This is a genomic window from Mesorhizobium waitakense (assembly GCF_056431085.1).
This window is the reverse complement of sequence record NZ_JBWKME010000192.1, coordinates 36,642-52,397: the sequence shown is the minus strand read 5'-3', so window position 1 is coordinate 52,397 and position 15,756 is coordinate 36,642. Positions and strand designations below refer to the sequence as shown.

Annotated in this window: 15 protein-coding genes; 12 read left to right on the top strand and 3 right to left on the bottom strand. The window is 64.5% G+C overall.

The window, feature by feature from the left end; genetic code table 11:
* The first annotated feature begins 160 nt into the window (after positions 1-160).
* The 3 genes from AC07FD_RS34820 to AC07FD_RS34810 all read left to right on the top strand — a co-directional run bounded on the left by AC07FD_RS34820 (position 161) and on the right by AC07FD_RS34810 (position 4,197).
* Positions 161-694, top strand: a complete 534-nt coding sequence (locus AC07FD_RS34820) for an invasion associated locus B family protein (protein ID WP_478353500.1) — start codon at positions 161-163, stop codon at positions 692-694.
* Between the two features lie 345 nt (positions 695-1,039).
* Positions 1,040-2,284 carry a M24 family metallopeptidase gene (locus AC07FD_RS34815; protein ID WP_478353499.1) on the top strand — a complete coding sequence of 415 codons (1,245 nt, stop codon included), beginning with the start codon at positions 1,040-1,042 and terminating at the stop codon, positions 2,282-2,284.
* Positions 2,285-2,406: 122 nt separating this feature from the next.
* Positions 2,407-4,197 (top strand): NAD(P)-binding domain-containing protein, encoded by a 1,791-nt coding sequence (locus tag AC07FD_RS34810; RefSeq protein WP_478353498.1) that lies wholly within the window; start codon positions 2,407-2,409, stop codon positions 4,195-4,197.
* Between the two features lie 36 nt (positions 4,198-4,233).
* On the opposite strand, the gene AC07FD_RS34805 is transcribed toward AC07FD_RS34810, so the two are convergent.
* Together AC07FD_RS34805 and AC07FD_RS34800 are read right to left on the bottom strand one after the other, a co-directional pair.
* Positions 4,234-5,469 (bottom strand): amidohydrolase/deacetylase family metallohydrolase, encoded by a 1,236-nt coding sequence (locus AC07FD_RS34805; RefSeq protein WP_478353497.1) that lies wholly within the window; start codon positions 5,467-5,469, stop codon positions 4,234-4,236.
* A 40-nt stretch (positions 5,470-5,509) separates the two neighbouring features.
* Positions 5,510-5,911 (bottom strand): RidA family protein, encoded by a 402-nt coding sequence (locus tag AC07FD_RS34800; RefSeq protein ID WP_478353496.1) that lies wholly within the window; start codon positions 5,909-5,911, stop codon positions 5,510-5,512.
* A 185-nt stretch (positions 5,912-6,096) separates the two neighbouring features.
* Between AC07FD_RS34800 and AC07FD_RS34795 the strand changes: the two genes are divergently transcribed.
* Positions 6,097-6,585: a hypothetical protein gene (locus AC07FD_RS34795; protein WP_478353495.1), complete on the top strand. Its 489-nt coding sequence runs from the start codon at positions 6,097-6,099 to the stop codon at positions 6,583-6,585.
* 28 nt (positions 6,586-6,613) lie between these two features.
* Here AC07FD_RS34795 and AC07FD_RS34790 read toward each other — a convergent pair whose 3' ends face one another.
* Positions 6,614-7,249 carry a methyltransferase family protein gene (locus tag AC07FD_RS34790; protein ID WP_478353494.1) on the bottom strand — a complete coding sequence of 212 codons (636 nt, stop codon included), beginning with the start codon at positions 7,247-7,249 and terminating at the stop codon, positions 6,614-6,616.
* A gap of 272 nt (positions 7,250-7,521) precedes the next feature.
* Here AC07FD_RS34790 and AC07FD_RS34785 point away from each other — a divergent pair, with 272 nt between their 5' ends.
* From AC07FD_RS34785 to AC07FD_RS34750, 8 genes are all read left to right on the top strand, one after another.
* Positions 7,522-7,779 (top strand): hypothetical protein, encoded by a 258-nt coding sequence (locus tag AC07FD_RS34785; protein WP_478353493.1) that lies wholly within the window; start codon positions 7,522-7,524, stop codon positions 7,777-7,779.
* A gap of 138 nt (positions 7,780-7,917) precedes the next feature.
* On the top strand, positions 7,918-8,712 hold the full coding sequence (locus AC07FD_RS34780) for a COG4705 family protein (protein WP_478353492.1): 795 nt from the start codon (positions 7,918-7,920) through the stop codon (positions 8,710-8,712).
* Positions 8,713-8,888: 176 nt separating this feature from the next.
* Positions 8,889-9,572 carry a winged helix-turn-helix domain-containing protein gene (locus tag AC07FD_RS34775; RefSeq protein ID WP_478353491.1) on the top strand — a complete coding sequence of 228 codons (684 nt, stop codon included), beginning with the start codon at positions 8,889-8,891 and terminating at the stop codon, positions 9,570-9,572.
* The gene (locus AC07FD_RS34770; protein ID WP_478353490.1) at positions 9,569-10,948 is read left to right on the top strand and encodes a sensor histidine kinase; all 1,380 of its coding nucleotides are present in this window, start codon (positions 9,569-9,571) and stop codon (positions 10,946-10,948) included. The genes AC07FD_RS34775 and AC07FD_RS34770 overlap by 4 nt, the downstream gene beginning before the upstream one ends.
* A 113-nt stretch (positions 10,949-11,061) precedes the next feature.
* Positions 11,062-11,667: a hypothetical protein gene (locus AC07FD_RS34765; protein WP_478353489.1), complete on the top strand. Its 606-nt coding sequence runs from the start codon at positions 11,062-11,064 to the stop codon at positions 11,665-11,667.
* 1 nt (position 11,668) lies between these two features.
* The gene (locus tag AC07FD_RS34760) at positions 11,669-12,331 is read left to right on the top strand and encodes an ABC transporter ATP-binding protein (RefSeq protein WP_478353488.1); all 663 of its coding nucleotides are present in this window, start codon (positions 11,669-11,671) and stop codon (positions 12,329-12,331) included.
* The gene (locus tag AC07FD_RS34755) at positions 12,324-13,007 is read left to right on the top strand and encodes an ABC transporter ATP-binding protein (protein WP_478353487.1); all 684 of its coding nucleotides are present in this window, start codon (positions 12,324-12,326) and stop codon (positions 13,005-13,007) included. The genes AC07FD_RS34760 and AC07FD_RS34755 overlap by 8 nt, the downstream gene beginning before the upstream one ends.
* Positions 13,004-15,658 carry an FtsX-like permease family protein gene (locus tag AC07FD_RS34750; RefSeq protein WP_478353486.1) on the top strand — a complete coding sequence of 885 codons (2,655 nt, stop codon included), beginning with the start codon at positions 13,004-13,006 and terminating at the stop codon, positions 15,656-15,658. The genes AC07FD_RS34755 and AC07FD_RS34750 overlap by 4 nt, the downstream gene beginning before the upstream one ends.
* Positions 15,659-15,756: the final 98 nt, after the last annotated feature.

The window sequence follows — 15,756 nt, the reverse complement described above, 5'->3', positions numbered from 1 at the left end:
CGAAAGGTCACAGTACTTTTGCCAGCTTTCTTGGCGCCGGCCTCGCTTCCGAAACAGTCCCGAGTGTTGTATCAAACCCCACCGATGAAAATACCTGACGGGGAAAGAAAGAATGCGGGGCCTAAAGAAAATGTCATCAAGTTTAGCTCGCGCTAATCTAATGATCGCAAGTTCAGCCGCCCTGTGGCTGGTCCTGTCGGCGGCAGGACCGGCCCTTGCCGAAGACGCCAAGCCGGCCCAGCCCAAACCGGCCGATTCCAATGCAAAACCTGCCGATGCCAATCCGTGGGCGGTGAACTGCTCGAGCGGCTCGGCAACCGCCGAGCTTCAGTGCCAGGTGTCTCAGAACCTGACCGAAGCCAAGTCCGGACAGCGCGTGCTGACCGTGACCGTGCGCCGCGACAACGGCAGTGGCGGCCTGGCCATGCTGCTCGCGCTGCCGCATGGGCTGTTCCTGCCGTCCGGCGCCTCGTTCCAGATCGACCAGGGCCAGAAGACAGTCCTCGCCATCCAGACCAGCGACCAGAACGGCGCCTATACCGCCACGCCGCTGTCAGCGGATATCATCAAGGCCATGAAGTCGGGAACCAACCTGAACATCGGCATGGAATCGGTCACCCGCAAGCCGGTCACCATCCCGGTGTCACTGGCTGGCTTCACGGCTGCCGTCGCCAAGCTGGAATCCATCAAGTAGCGGGGGTGCTGACGCCGGCTTGACGCGAAGCCGCCTCAACGCCCGCCGAACAATGCTGTGGGCAAAACTGAAAGTTGTTCTGTCGCGATCCTTCCCACCCCCCTCTGCCCTGCCGGCCATCTCCCCCGCAAGGGGGGAGATTTCGCCAATCATCATCGTCGCAGGAGTAAGCGGGGCGCCCAAGCTGCCGATCTCCCTCCTTGCGGGGGAGATGGCCGGCAGGCCAGAGGGGGGTGCTGTCCCGCCAACATCGCGCAAGTTCCGCGCACCTCTGCCTATGAAACCGGCTTGATTGTCTGTACCCGGAATGCTCCGTTGCCGCTTCGGACATCCGGAGAAGAATTCATGACGGGTTTTGTCGACCGCCTGCGCGCGACGCAGCTGATGGAACGCGTCGGCCTGCAGGCGCTGGTGCTCTGCGCGCCCGAGGCATTCCACTATGCGACCGGTGCCTGGGTCGGCCCGGCCGGACTGTTCCGGCGGGCCGGCGCCGGCTTCGTCATCATCCCGGCCCGGCAAGACCTGCCGATCGGTGTCGTGGTGGCGGATTTCAACGCGGCTCAATTGCAGGCGGCATTGCCGGACGCCGTGGTCCGCAGCCACCCGATCTGGATCGAAACCGCCACGCTCGACGTCTCGACCATCGGCTATACGCTGGCGCAACGCATCGAGGCCGGCCTCGCATCCTCTGGCCGGTCGCCCGACTTTTCCCGGCCAGCGACATTCGACCTGGCCAATTCCGCCCGCGAGCTGAAGCAGCTCCTGAGCGGTTTCGGGCTTGACCGCGCGACCATCGGCGTCGATCTCGATTTCATTGCCGTCGCCGATTTTTCGATCCTGCAGGCGATGCTGCCGGGCTGTTCGATGGTCGACGGTTCGCCGGTGCTCGATCGGTTGCGGGCAGTGAAGTCGCAACGCGAGATCGAGCTGCTCCAGCAAGGCATCATCCTGTCGGAAGCCGGGCTGGACCGGTTGCAGGTGGATGCCATGGCCGGCATGCGGCAGGCCGATGTCGTCGCACTCTACCGGGAAGGCGTCGCCACGGCCGCGGCCGGCCTGTCGCATCCGGTCGCGACAGCCGAATACATCACGCTAGGCGCCCGGGCCAAAGGCGCCGATGCCAAGGCAATGCCGGGCGATCCGCTGAAGTGCGACATGGTCTGCACCGTCGGAGGCTACGCCTCCGATATGTCGCGCAACTTCATTTTCGGGCCGCCATCCGCCGAACAGGCCGAACTGCATGCCATCGCCGAGCGGGCTTTTGAGGATGGGCTGGCGGCCCTTGTCCCTGGAGCCTCGCTCGGCCATGTGCACCGCGTCGCCAGCGACAGCCTGGCGCGGCAGGGGCTGCGCTCCTACCGCCGCGGCCATTTCGGCCATGGCGTCGGCCAGTCGGTCTTTTCCGAACAATGGCCGTTCATTGCCGCCGACAGCGATGTCGTGATCGAAGCCGGCATGGTGCTGGCCTTCGAAATCCCGCTCTACATCGACGGCCTCGCCAGCTTCAATCTCGAGGACCAGTTCGTGATCACGCCGGACGGGCCGGTTGCCATGAACCGCTTGCCGAGGCGGCTGGAGGCGATTGGATAGCGAGGGCGGATTTGGTCCTAGTCGTTGTTGACTGCGGGAGTAGCGCTCCACAGCGCGATGCGCCAAGGTCGATAATTGAGTTTTCGCGCCGTGTTCGGCGCCTTTGCGGCAAGAGGAAAGAAATGCTCGACATGGCACCATCGAAACAGGCGGCCGCATGGCTCGGGTCCTTTGCCAAGGCGCTCGAAGCGGGCGATGTGGCGGCGGCAAGCAAGCTGTTCGTCGACGACTGCTACTGGCGCGATCTCCTGACCTTCACCTGGAACATCACGACCATGGAAGGCCGCGAGGCGATCGCCGACATGCTCGTGTCGACGCTGGCGGCGACGAAGCCGACGGCTTGGCAGCTGACCGGCGAGGCGACCTCGGACGAGGGCACTGTCGAGGCCTGGTTCAGCTTCGAGACCGCATCGGCGCATGGCCAGGGCGTCATGCGCCTGCGCGATGGCCACTGCCGTACGCTGTTCACCGCGATGACCGACCTCAAGGGGTTCGAGGAGCGCAAGGGACCGGCGCGGCCGCTGGGCGTGCGCCACAAGGCCGACCCCGGCCGCGAGACCTGGACGGAGGCGCGGGCGCGCGAGACGCGCGACCTCGGCGCCGGCGAACAACCCTACTGCCTGGTCATAGGCGGCGGCCAGGGCGGCATCATGCTGGGCGCGCGGCTCAGGCAGCTCGGCGTGCCCACCATCGTCATCGAGAAGAACGCGCGCCCCGGCGATTCCTGGCGCAACCGCTACCGCACGCTCGTGCTGCACGATCCGGTCTGGTACGATCATCTGCCCTACATTCCGTTCCCGGAAAACTGGCCGGTGTTCACGCCCAAGGACAAGATGGGCGACTGGCTGGAAATGTACACGCGCGTCATGGAGCTCAACTACTGGGTCGCCACGAAGTGCCTCAGCGCCTCCTATGACGAGGCCGAAAAGGTCTGGACCGTCGTCGTCGACCGCGTCGGCCGCCACATCACACTGAAGCCGAAGCATATTGTCTTTGCGACCGGCGCCTATGGCCCGCCGCGGCGGATCGATCTGGCCGGCGCCGATCAATTCAAGGGCGAGTTGCTGCACTCTAGCCAGTATTCCAGCGGCGAGAATTTCCGCGGCAGGAAGGTCGCCGTCATCGGCGCGGCAAGCTCGGGGCATGATGTCAGCGTCGACCTCTGGGAGAGCGGGGCGGAGGTCACCATGATCCAGCGCTCGCCTACCACAGTGGTCAAGTCGGACACGCTGATGGAAGTTGGCTTCGAGATCTTTTCGGAGAACGCGCTGGCGCGCGGCATCACCACCGAGAAGGCCGACATGATCGTCGCCTCGACACCCTTCGCGCTGGTGCCGAAGGGCCAGCAGGCACTCTACGAGGTGATCAAGGCGCGCGACGCGGCCTTCTACGACCGCCTGCGCGCCGCCGGCTTCGCCATCGATTTCGGCGATGACGAGACCGGTCTGCTGATGAAGGCCTACCGCACCGGCTCCGGCTATTACATCGATGTCGGCGCTTCCGACCTGATCATCGACGGCGAGATCGGCGTGCGCAGCGGCATCGCCATCAAATCGCTGACGCCGAGCGGCGTCCTTTTCGAGGACGGCAGCGAGCTTGCCGCCGACGCGATCGTCGCCTGCACCGGCTTTCAGTCGATGAACGAGACGGTGGCCGCGATCGTCTCGCGCCAGGTCGCCGACAAGGTCGGCCCGTGCTGGGGGCTTGGCTCCGGCGTGAAGGGCGATCCCGGACCCTGGCAAGGCGAGTTGCGCAACATGTGGAAGCCGACTGCACAGCAAGCGCTGTGGTTCCACGGCGGCAATTTGGCGCTGTCTCGCTTCTATTCGAAATATGTGGCGCTGCAGATCAAGGCACGCATGGAGGGGATCGAGACGCCGGTTTATGGTGCGGTGAGCAACGCAGGTCGGTGACGCTCGATCTCCCCACAAGGGGGAGATTGGCTCTCATCACTCGTGCCGATGCCCAAAGTGCCTTCCCGCCACCTCGACATGCGTATGCGCGGCATCGGCTTCGAAACGTTCGGTCTCGCTGGCATCGTTGACCGCCTCGTTCGGCCACCAGGTGCCGCCGATGGCGATGCCTTCGCACACCAGCCGCTGGTCGGCGACCAGCGAGGCGCCGACCGCGTCGACAAAGGTAAAGCGGCCGGGGCGCTGCCGCAGCACGGCGACGTCGCCGACGGTGCCGACCGCCAGCGTGCCGAGGTCAGGCCTGGCAATCGCCTGCGCCGGGGCTTGTGTTGCCGCGCGTAGAACCTCGACCAGCGGCATGCCGAGCGCCAAAAGCTTCGACATGCAGACCAGGATGTCGAAGGCTGGCCCGTCGACGCAGTAGAGATGGACGTCGCTGCTGATCACGTCGGGCGCCAGCCCTTCCTCGAGCATGGCCCGCGCCACCGCGAAATCGAACGAGCCCATGCCATGGCCGAGGTCGAAGATGACGCCGCGCTCGCGCGCCAGCCGCATGTCAGGCCGCACCGCGCCGGAGGCGAACACCGGCGCGTTGGGGAACGGCCGGAAGCAGTGGGTGAGGATGTCGCCCTTGCGCAGGCGCGGCAGCACTTCGGAGCGGCCGGGCGGCGGCTCGTCGATATGCGCCATCAGCGGCAGGCCGGCCTGGTCGGCGGCCTCCAGCGCCAGGTCGACCGGGGCGATGCCGCTGGTGCCGCCGGCATGGCGGCCGGAGCGAACTTTGACGCCGACCACGACATCGCGGTGTTCGCGCGCCGCGGCCACGACCTCGCGCGGTTCGCAGAGCCTGAGATCGCTGCACTCGCCGACCGACACCGTCTGCGAGAAGCCGAAGATGCCGGCAAAGGAAATGTTGACATAGGCCAGTATGCGCACCTTCGAGCGCTCCATGACATGGCGGCGGAAGCCGAGGAAATTGCCCGCGCCCGCACTGCCGGCATCGATGAAGGTGGTGGTTCCGCTTTTGGCTGCCAGCCGGTCGGCATCGACGCCGAGCGAGGTGCCGCCCCAATAGACGTGGCTGTGCAGGTCGACGAGGCCGGGAGTGACGATGCAGCCGGCGGCATCGACGACCTGCGCGGCGCGGTCGGCCGGGATATCGACATCGACCGCGGCAATGCGTCCATTGGCGATAGCGACATCGCGCGGCGCATCGAGCCCTGAGGCCGGGTCGATCAGCCGTCCGCCCCTAAGCAGGAGGTCGAATTGCATTGAGGTAACCTCCTTTTCGTTGTTTTGCCGCCTCAGAGACTTAGACCGGCCGGTAGGCGACCGCCTCGACTTCGATCTTGATGTCGATCATCAGCCGCGACTCGACTGTGGTGCGGGCCGGCGGGTTCTTTGGGAAATGCCTGGCGTAGGCCGCGTTGAAGGCGCCGAAATCGCGCGCGTCCTCAAGCCAGACCGTGGTCTTAACGACATCGTCCAGGGTGCAGCCGGCCAGCGCCAGCGCGGCCTTCACATTGGCGAGCACCTGTTCGGTCTGTTCCGCTATGCCGCCCTTGACCACGATGCCGTCGCTGCCGACCGGAACCTGGCCCGAGACATAGACGAAATCGCCGGCGCGTACGGCCGGCGACAGCGGCACATGCGACGTTCCAAAACACTGCTTCGGCAAGGGATCACCTCCTCTGATGGCGTGACGGGATGCCATGGCGGCTCCCCGCTTCGATCGACATCTATAGCGATCGGGGCGATCCTCATAGGGGCCCTGTTGGAAAGCAACATTTTCACGGAATCCATGTTGCTTTATTACAGAGGCGCTTGCATCGTGCGCGCCGTCACGCTGCTTTGAAGCCGCGACGATAGACGCATTTGTGACCCGGAGAGAGTGAGAAAATGCCCTACGACAAGAATCCGTTTCCGGCCGGCGATGCCGATCGCCACGCGCTCTGGGAAATGCTGGTGCGGCGCGACATCGACGCCTTCATCGGCCAGGACTGGTCGATGGTCGAGGGCGATTTCGTGGCCTCGAGCTTCTTCGGCATGCATGCGCATTTCCTCAGCAATGCCGACGCCTGGCGACTGCAGTTCCCGAGGCTGGAGGTCTATCGCGACGAGTGGCTGCGCCAGGCCAAGGAGACCGCGGCGACGAAATTCGCCGAACCGCTGCGCGAGGCGCTGTTTCGCGCCACCAACATGCGCGACATCGATGTCGACGGCGACCGCGCCGTGCTGCACAAGAAATTCGACGGCTCCGTCGCCAAGGCCGACGGCAGCGTCGACAGGCTGAAATGGCAGACGCTGTATTTCTGCACCAATGTCGGCGGCAGCTGGAAGATTGCGGGCTTCGTCGGCTACATGCCGCATCCGCTTGGCAGCTCGTAGCGCTGGTTGAGCGGCGCTGCGCCGCTGATCAGTAGATCGTGACGAAGGCCGGGAACAGCAGGCCGGTCGCCCGGAAATGCTCGACCAGTTCGATGGCCGGGAAGATGGCGAGGAAATAGAGCCCGTCATAGAACGTGCGCTTCAGCGCCTGCGTCGAGAACTGCATCTGGTCATGGTCGCGATACAGAAGCGGATTTGGCCAGAACCGGGGCGTGTTCTTGACATAGGCAAGGTAGGCCGGTCCGAACTTGCCGAGCAAAAATCCGGCTTCCTTGCGCGCCGTGACGCGGAAGATGAAGAAGCTGGCAAGGCCAAGCGCGACGGCCGCCAGCAACGAGCCATAGAGCAATCCGACGCCGACCGCCCCGACCGTCGAGAAGAAGTAGAGCGGGTTCTGGGTCATCGAAAACGGTCCCGTCGAAACCAGTTCCTCGTTCTTCTTGCCGCCGACATAGAGGATGCTCCACAGCCGTCCTACGACGCAGACCAGCACCAGGCAGAAGCCGAACAGCTCGAGCGTCTCGTGCCCGTTCGAGCCCTCGCTGAGCGCCGGTTTCGTGACAAGCAGAAGCAGCACCGCCAGCACCGCCGCCACCCGCACGAAGATCAGCCGCTTGCGTTGGTTGAAGGCCCGTGAAACCGGTTTTAGGGTAGCGTAGGTCATCGTGTTTCCTGGAGCGCTGGCAAGCGCGCGTTCGGCAATCCGGGGGGACACCGGGTCACCCCATTGATGGCGGATGCAAGGCGCCCGGCCTTCTATCAGCGCACCGCGAGGCGTTCGTAAAGGCTTTTCGCGCGGCCCCAGCCCATTCTTACGAATTTGTAAGCCGCCGGACAGGCGAGCGTGAACTCCCTTCCCTACTGTGCTGGTGCCGGATCGGCCACCACCGGGCCGGATTCAATTGCCGCAACCGGCATCAAACAGGGAAACATCTCATGAGACGATTTGCGCTAGCCATCGCACTGGGCACCCTTGCCGTGTCCAGTCCGGTTTCCTCCGTGTTTGCTGCCACCGCGCCTTGCGAGGATACGCTGAAAACCCTTCGTGCGGCGGAGGCAGCGGCCACGCTCAGCGCCGCGGACAAGGCGAAGATCTCGGAACTGGAGAGCAAGGGGATCGAACGCTGCAACGCCGATGACGACAAGCGCGCCGACGAGTTCTTCGCCCAGGCCATGAAGGTCATGGGCAAATAATCCGTGTCGCCCAAGGCATGGCCTCGGGCCTAACTCGAGGCTGCGCACTGACTGGGACATGACATGCACCAGCGGATCGCACGAATCCCTCGCGATGCGCTTCATTCCGCCATAACCATCAACCTCAGGACTTCAGCCATGCTCTCGACCAACAAGCAACCTGCCGGACCGAGCTACAACAGGGTCCCGGACGTCACCGTCGATTTCTGGCTGATCAAGCTGATGGCGGTGACCATGGGTGAGACGGCGGCCGATTATCTCGCCGTCAACCTCGGCCTGGGGCTGACCGTCACATCGCTGATCATGACCGGCATCCTGATCGTCGCCATTGTCGTGCAGTTCGCGCAGAAGCGCTACGTGCCCTGGGCCTACTGGCTGGCGGTGGTGCTGATAAGCGTCGTCGGCACGCTGATCACCGACAACCTCGTCGACAATTTCGGCGTGCGTCTCGAAACGACCACGATCGCTTTCAGCGTCGTGCTCGCGGCCACATTCGCTGTCTGGTACGCCAGCGAGCGTACGCTATCGATCCACACCATCTTCACGACCAGACGCGAGACCTTCTACTGGCTGGCGATCCTGTTCACCTTTTCGCTCGGCACCGCCGCCGGCGACCTCGTCGCCGAGAGCTTCGACATGGGCTACCTGACATCCGGCCTGCTGTTCGGTGGCGTCATCGCGCTCATCGCGCTTGCCTACTACCTGCTTCATCTCGACGGCATCCTGGCCTTCTGGCTCGCCTATATCCTGACACGGCCGCTTGGCGCCTCCTTCGGCGATCTGCTGTCGCAGCCGGTCGAATATGGTGGCTTGGGTTTCGGCACCACCTTCACCAGCCTGATCTTCCTTGGCTGCATCGTTGCCCTCGTTCTCTACATGACCCTGAAGAGGACAGCCGATGAGGCCGACGAAATTCTGCTGGAATCGGACTAGACCCATCGCTTCGATCGATGCCTCGATGTTTGAGCGCTATAGCAGGACAGAAGGGGTAGGAAGGACCGCTGCCGAACAAGTTTCTATCCTGCCGTCGTGGCGGCTCGTGACTTCCTAGGAACGGACCCATGCCGGTGCTAGCCTATCACCGATCTCGGCAACGGACCGGAACAGCCATGCGACTTCTTCTCGTCGAGGATGACAACAGGACGGCCGACTACATCGTCAGGGGATTGACCGAGGCCGGTCATGTCTGCGACCTGCTGCGCAACGGACACGACGCGCTTTTCGCGGCGACCAGCGGCGCCTATGACGTGATCATAGCTGATCGGATGATCCCCGGCCTCGACGGCCTGTCGATGGTCAAGGCGGCCCGCGCCGCCGGAGTGCGAACCCCGGCCATCTTTCTCACATCCGTCGGCGGCGTCGACGATCGCGTCGAGGGGCTCGAGGCCGGCGGCGACGACTACCTGGTCAAGCCCTTTGCCTTCTCCGAGCTTCTCGCCCGCATCAACGCACTTGGCCGCCGGCCGGCCGCCCAGGAGCAAAAGACCGTCTTGCGGGTTGCCGACCTCGAAATGGACCTGATCATGCGCCGCGTCACCCGTCAGGGCCAGCCGATCGACCTGCAGCCGCGGGAGTTCAGCCTGCTGGAGGTGCTGATGCGCGGCGAAGGCCGCGTGATCACCCGCACCATGCTTTTGGAGCGCGTCTGGGATTTTCATTTCGACCCCAAGACCAGCGTCGTCGAAACCCACATCAGCCGGCTGCGGGCCAAGATCGACAAGCCCTTCGAAACCCAGCTTATCCACACGGTCCGCAACACCGGCTACAGTCTGCATGTACCGCTCGCGCCATGACCGGAGCATGGCCAAGCCTGCTGCGAAGCACGCCGTTCCGGCTCGCCCTGACGTTCGCCTTCCTGTTCATGCTGGCCTTCGTGCTGTCGGGCGCCATCGTCTATCGCATGATGAGCGCCGATCTTGCCGAGCGGCTCGATGAAACCATCAAGGAAACCTACTCGGTCGTTGCGGCGACCTATACCGAGAGCGACCTCGAGGACCTGATTTCCACGGTCGAAAGCCATTCGCAGCTCAGCCCGAAGAAGGAACAGCTGTTTTCGCTGACCGACGCGGCCGGAAATCATCTCGCCGGCAACTTCACCGCGGCAGGGCTTCCCGATGGCTTCTCGATGTTCGACGCCGTATTGCCAGGCGTGCCGCCGCACGCCGAGTACCGGGCCTATTCCGGCTCGATCGGCGGCAACAACCTGACAGTCGCCTTCAGCCTCTCCGAGACGGAGGAGCTGGAAAAGGTGGCGATGATGAGCTTCGGCTGGGCAACCCTGATCATCACCGGGCTCGCGGTCGCCGGCGGCGCCCTGCTTGCCTCGCGCGTCCAGCGCCGTCTCGACGGCATCGCCGCCACCATGGTGGACGTCTCGCATGGTCGAATGGATGCCCGCATTCCGCTGACCGGCAAGGACGACGATATCGACGTCGTCTCCAGCCAGATCAATGCGGCGCTCGATCGCCTGTCGGCGTTGGTCGAAGGCATGAAACAGGTCAGCGCCAACATCGCACACGATCTGAAGACGCCGCTCAACCGGCTGCAGATGATCCTGGAGGGCGCCGCCGACAGAGCCGCGCGGGGTCAGGAGGTCTCCGACGATCTGGCCGATGCGCGCGCCGAGGGTTATCAGATCAACGAGACCTTCGATGCGCTCTTGCGGATCGCCCAGATCGAGGCCGGCGCCCGTAAGGCGCGCTTTACCGATGTCGATCTCGACGAGACCCTGCAGACCATCGCCGAAATCTATATCGACGTGGCCGAGGACGACGGCAAGGTGCTGTCGTCGACGCAACTGAACGCAACGGCGGACCGGATCCATGGCGATCGGGAGCTGTTGACGCAGATGTTTGCCAATCTGGTGGAGAATGCGCTGCGCCATTGCCCGCCCGGCACGACCATCAAACTGACGGTGACGCACCAGGGCGAGCGCGTCCTTGCCAGCGTCGCCGACAATGGACCCGGCATTCCTCCGGACGAGCGCGAACGGGTGTTCCAGCGGCTCTACCGGCTTGACCACAGCCGGTCGACACCGGGCAGCGGCCTCGGCCTCAGCCTTGTCAGGGCCATCGCAGACCTGCATGGCGCATCGATCGCCCTTGAGGATTGCCGGCCGGGCCTCGCGGTGGTGATAAGCTTTCCGCTGATAAGATCGGTGGCGTCATAGGGCCCGAAAGCCAGAGCCAAAACCTTACCAAAGCGTATGAGGCCGGCGACCCGCCCGTAAACTTGCAGCGGCATACTGAATGGACCTCACCGTTCATCGAAAGGCTGCGGAAAATGAAAACCTATTTTCGGAAACCAATCGGCAACTTGCTAGTTCTCGCCGTCGCCGCGTGCCTGGGCACGACAGCCGCCCTGGTTCCGCTGCTTGGCAGCCTGCCCGCCTCGGCCGCCGAGAAGCCAGTCCAGCCGGAGAAGAACCCCCCGGGCGACATTCCCGATACGCAGGTCTTCATCGACTACACCTCGCCGCAAGGGTTCGCCATCAAGGTGCCGGAGGGCTGGGCTCGGTCGGATCGGCCCGATGGCGCCAGCTTCGTCGACAAGCTGGACGGTGTTGTCGTCTCGGTTTCCAGGGTGGATGCCGCACCGACCGTCGACAGCGCCAAGGCGGACTATGTCGCGAAACTCGAGGCCACCGGACGCGCCGTGCGGGTCACTGCCGTCAAGCAGGTCAAGCTGCCGGCCGGCGCCGCAATCCGCATCGTCTACACCTCGAACTCCGAACCGAATGCGGTCACCAACCGGCAGGTTCGTCTCGAGAACGAGCGCTACCTCTATTTCAAGGACGGCAAGCTCGTCGCGCTCGAACTCTATGCGCCCAAGGGCGCCGACAATGTCGATCAATGGCAATTGATGTCCAGCTCGTTCCGGTGGAAATGAGATGCACGCGTTGGACGCGCATGAGATCTATCGGTTCTTCCACATAGGCGATGACGAGACGGCCGCATTGCGGGGCGTCAGTTTCCACGTGGCTGCCGGCGAGATCGTCGCCTTGGTCGGGCCTTCCGGCAGCGGAAAATCCACCTTGCTGGCCTGCGTAACCGGCCTCGATGAACCGGATGGCGGCTATGTCGAGGTGGCCGGCGTCCGGCTGACCCGGCGACCGGAGGCCCATCGCACCCGCGTTCGCGCCGCCAGCTTCGGTATTCTGCTCCAGTCGGGAAACCTGTTCGGCCATTTGAATGTCGAGCAGAACCTTCGATTGCAGATGCTTTTGGCCAGGAATCCGGACGACAAGCGAATCGCCGGCCTGCTGGAAACTGTCGGGCTTTCGCATCGCGCGCGCGCTTTTCCCACTGAGCTGTCCGGCGGCGAGACGGCGCGCGCGGGTCTTGCCGTGGCGCTGGCCGCCGATCCGCCGGTCCTGATTGCCGACGAGCCGACCGCGGAGGTCGATGGCGATACCGAATCCCGGCTGATCGCTCATTTCGAGGCGCGGCGCGACGCCGGATTGGCGACGCTGCTGGCTACCCACAGCAGGGCGCTGGCACAGCGGGCCGATCGCATCATCAGGCTGAAGGATGGGAGGATCGACCGTGGGTGAAAGGCTCGTCGTCGCAAAAGGCCTCGGCCGAGACTTCCGGCATGGCAACGCCGGCCGGATCAACGTGCTGCGCGATGTTGACTGCGAGATCGCGCCGGGCGCGCGCATCGCCATCGTCGGACCTTCCGGCAGCGGCAAGACGACCCTGCTGCACATTCTTGGCGGCCTCGACAGGCCGACGGCCGGTACCGTCGAATGGCCCGCGCTCGGCGCATTCGAGACCTTGAGGCCACGCCATATCGGGTTCGTATTCCAGTCTCCCAGTCTTTTTCCTGCCCTCACCGCTGTCCAGAATGTCGGCCTGCCCATGCTGCTGGCCGGCGAGAACATCGGCGCCAGCGACATCGGGGCATCGCTTCTGCAATCGTTCGGCCTCGACGAACTCGGTGACAAGTTGCCGGAGGAACTGTCCGGGGGCCAGGCCCAGCGTATTGCGATGGCGCGCGCTCTGGCCATGGCTCCGAAGCTCGTGCTTGCCGATGAGCCGACCGGGCAGCTGGACAGCCGAACGGCACTGCTCTTCTTCGACGCCGTGCTCGACCGCCTGGAAGGCACCGACATCGCCCTGGTCATTGCCACACATGATGAAGTCGTGGCCAACCGCATGGCGACGCGCTGGACGATGGACCACGGCCGGCTCACCACCGGGCGCCGGCTAGGGGCCGCTGCCGCATGATGTTCCTGCTGTGGATTCGGGGTGTGCTCGCCCGCCGTTTCCTGCGCGTGACCGGCGCCGCTGCCGGCATCGCGCTGACAGTCGCCTTGCTTTCGGCGATGGCACTCTTCCTCGCCAACGCCGGTGCGTCGATGACCTCCCGCGCCGTGTCGGCGGTTCCAATCGACTGGCAGGTGCAAGTAATTTCCGCTGCCGATCCGGATCTCGTCGGCAAGGCCCTGGCTGACGCTGCCCCGGTGAAGGCCGTGCATCAGGTCCGCTATGCCGATGTCGCAGGCTTCGAGGCTCAGGCCGGCGGAACGACCCAGACCACGGGGCCTGGCCAGGCGGTTGCTTTTGACAGCCGATATCTAAGCGATTTTCCGGCGGAAATCCGCTGGCTTTCCGGCACCCTCGACGGCGTGCTGATTGCCCAGCAGACCGCCGCCAACCTCCATGTCGGCCCCGGCGACGCTGTCTCGATCCAGCGCATCGGTTTGCCGCCGGTAGAGGTCAGGATTGCCGGCGTGGTCGACCTTCCGGATGCCGATGCCCTGTTTCAGGCCGTCGGCCTGCCTCCCCAGGCAGCGCCGCAGGCACCACCCGACAACGTCCTCATCCTGCCGCAGGAAGCCTGGCGGCAAATGTTCGATCCGCAACAGAAGGCACGCCCCGACACGACCCGGCTGCAACTGCATGCGCGGCTTGCCCACGCGGCGCTGCCACCGGATCCCGTCACAGCTTATTCTTTTGTCACCGCCGCCCAGCGCAATCTCGAGGCGAGGGTAGCCGGTCAGGCCCTGGTGGCCGACAATCTCGGCTCGCGCCTGGGGGCGGTCCGCGAGGATGCGCTGTACGCGTCTGTCCTGTTCCTGTTTCTCGGCTTGCCAGGCATCGCGCTGGCGGTTGCCCTTACCTTTGCCGTCACCTCGTCCGGTGCGGCGCGCCGGCGGGCGGAGCAGGCGATGCTTCGCGTCCGTGGCGCGACGACCAAAGCCATCCTGCTTCTGTCCGCCACGGAAGCCGCTGTCGCCGCCATTGGTGGCACCGCGATCGGCATTGCCGTCACATCGCTCCTTTCCGCCATCGCTCCAGGGCTCAAGGCGACGGTTGGCATTAGCGGGCCGACGCTGCTTCTTGTCGCTGTCTTCGGTCTGCTGGTCGGGTTCATCGCCTTCCTCTATCCGGCCTGGCGGGACGCGCGCTGGGTGACCGTGGCCGCAGCGCGGCGCACCGTGAACCGGCCGAACGCGCCGCTCTGGCAGCGCCTGTGGCTGGACGGCCTGATGCTTGCAGCGGCGGGTTTGTTCTTCTGGCAATCGGCGAGCACCGGATACCAGATCGTGCTCGCGCCCGAAGGGGTGGCGGCGACATCGGTGGACTACAAGGCGTTCATCGCCCCGGCCTTGTTCTGGCACGGCATGGCGTTGCTGACGATCAGGCTGTCGGCCACCATCATCGCGCGCAATGGCGCGCTCCTGCGAATGATTGTTGCCCCGGTATCGGGAGCGTTGGCACCTGTTGTATCGGCTGCCCTGTCGCGGCAATCGGGGCGGTTGACGATCGGCATTGCGATGACGGCGCTGGCCATCTCCTTCGCCACGTCGACCGCGATCTTCAACACCACCTACAATGCCCAGGCGCGCATCGACGCCGAACTGACCAACGGTTCCGACGTCACAGTCTTTGGCACTACGGACAAACCGGCGGCGGCTCACCTGAAAGCTCTTGCCTCGTTGCCCGAAGCGGCAGCGGCCGAGCCCATGCAACATCGTTTTGCCTATGTCGGCGCGGACCTGCAGGACCTCTATGGCATCGATCCCCACGGCATCGGACGCGCGACGGGTCTTTCCGATGCCTATTTCAGCGGCACCAGCGCGGCCGGCACGCTGGCCATGCTCGCCGCGACATCGGACGGTGTCCTGGTGTCGGAAGAGACAGTACAGGATTTCCAGCTCCAGAACGGCGATACGATCAACCTGCGGCTCAAGGACGCCAGGGACCACCAGTATCATCCCGTGCCCTTCAAGTTCATCGGCGTCGCCCGCGAATTTCCAACTGCGCCAAAGGACTCCTTCCTTGTCGCCAATTCAGCCTATGTGGCCCGCATGACCGGCTCCGATGCATCCGAGTACGTGCTCATGCGAGCCAGGGCGGATCCGGCCGCGCTGGCGCGGCAGGTCTCGTCGGTGCTCACTTTCGATCCGTCGCTGAAGGTGGCCGATATCGGTCAGGCGGCACATCTCATCGGCTCGAGCCTGACCGCGGTCGATCTTGGCGGTTTGACGACAATCGAACTGGGCTTTGCGGTCGTGATGGCCGCCGCTGCCGCCGGCCTGATGCTGTCACTGGGGTTCTACGAGCGTCGCCGGCCTTTCGCCATCCTTGCCGCAATTGGCGCCAAACCGCGCCAGCTCGCGGCCTTCCTCTGGAGCGAAGGTCTGCTGATCATGGTCGGCGGCATGACGTTCGGCCTCCTCTCGGGCTTGCTGACGGCGTGGATGCTGGTCAAGCTGTTGACTGGCGTATTCGATCCACCGCCCGAAGCGTTGTCGATCCCCTGGCTCTATCTGGCAGTCGTGCTCGGCTTGGTCGCCGCTTCGGTGATTGCCGCCGTTTTGTCCGCCAGGCCATCGACGGGGCAGGCGGCAGAACAGCTGCGCGACTTGTGAAGGACGCGACTTGTGAAGTCGGGGCTTGATTTACCTATTTGTAAACTTGCGGCCATCCCGCCGACAACTCCACGGCATATTCTCGGTCCGTCTCCTTG

Bases quoted from the DNA above. Each gene is read 5' to 3' on its own strand.
- AC07FD_RS34760 (WP_478353488.1), top strand. From the start codon at position 11,669: ATGCACGCGTTGGACGCGCATGAGATCTATCGGTTCTTCCACATAGGC.
- AC07FD_RS34805 (WP_478353497.1), bottom strand. From the start codon at position 5,469: ATGCAATTCGACCTCCTGCTTAGGGGCGGACGGCTGATCGACCCGGCC.
- AC07FD_RS34785 (WP_478353493.1), top strand. From the start codon at position 7,522: ATGAGACGATTTGCGCTAGCCATCGCACTGGGCACCCTTGCCGTGTCC.
- AC07FD_RS34795 (WP_478353495.1), top strand. From the start codon at position 6,097: ATGCCCTACGACAAGAATCCGTTTCCGGCCGGCGATGCCGATCGCCAC.
- AC07FD_RS34790 (WP_478353494.1), bottom strand. From the start codon at position 7,249: ATGACCTACGCTACCCTAAAACCGGTTTCACGGGCCTTCAACCAACGC.
- AC07FD_RS34810 (WP_478353498.1), top strand. From the start codon at position 2,407: ATGCTCGACATGGCACCATCGAAACAGGCGGCCGCATGGCTCGGGTCC.
- AC07FD_RS34780 (WP_478353492.1), top strand. From the start codon at position 7,918: ATGCTCTCGACCAACAAGCAACCTGCCGGACCGAGCTACAACAGGGTC.
- AC07FD_RS34750 (WP_478353486.1), top strand. From the start codon at position 13,004: ATGATGTTCCTGCTGTGGATTCGGGGTGTGCTCGCCCGCCGTTTCCTG.
- AC07FD_RS34820 (WP_478353500.1), top strand. From the start codon at position 161: ATGATCGCAAGTTCAGCCGCCCTGTGGCTGGTCCTGTCGGCGGCAGGA.
- AC07FD_RS34775 (WP_478353491.1), top strand. From the start codon at position 8,889: ATGCGACTTCTTCTCGTCGAGGATGACAACAGGACGGCCGACTACATC.
- AC07FD_RS34815 (WP_478353499.1), top strand. From the start codon at position 1,040: ATGACGGGTTTTGTCGACCGCCTGCGCGCGACGCAGCTGATGGAACGC.
- AC07FD_RS34765 (WP_478353489.1), top strand. From the start codon at position 11,062: ATGAAAACCTATTTTCGGAAACCAATCGGCAACTTGCTAGTTCTCGCC.
- AC07FD_RS34770 (WP_478353490.1), top strand. From the start codon at position 9,569: ATGACCGGAGCATGGCCAAGCCTGCTGCGAAGCACGCCGTTCCGGCTC.
- AC07FD_RS34800 (WP_478353496.1), bottom strand. From the start codon at position 5,911: ATGGCATCCCGTCACGCCATCAGAGGAGGTGATCCCTTGCCGAAGCAG.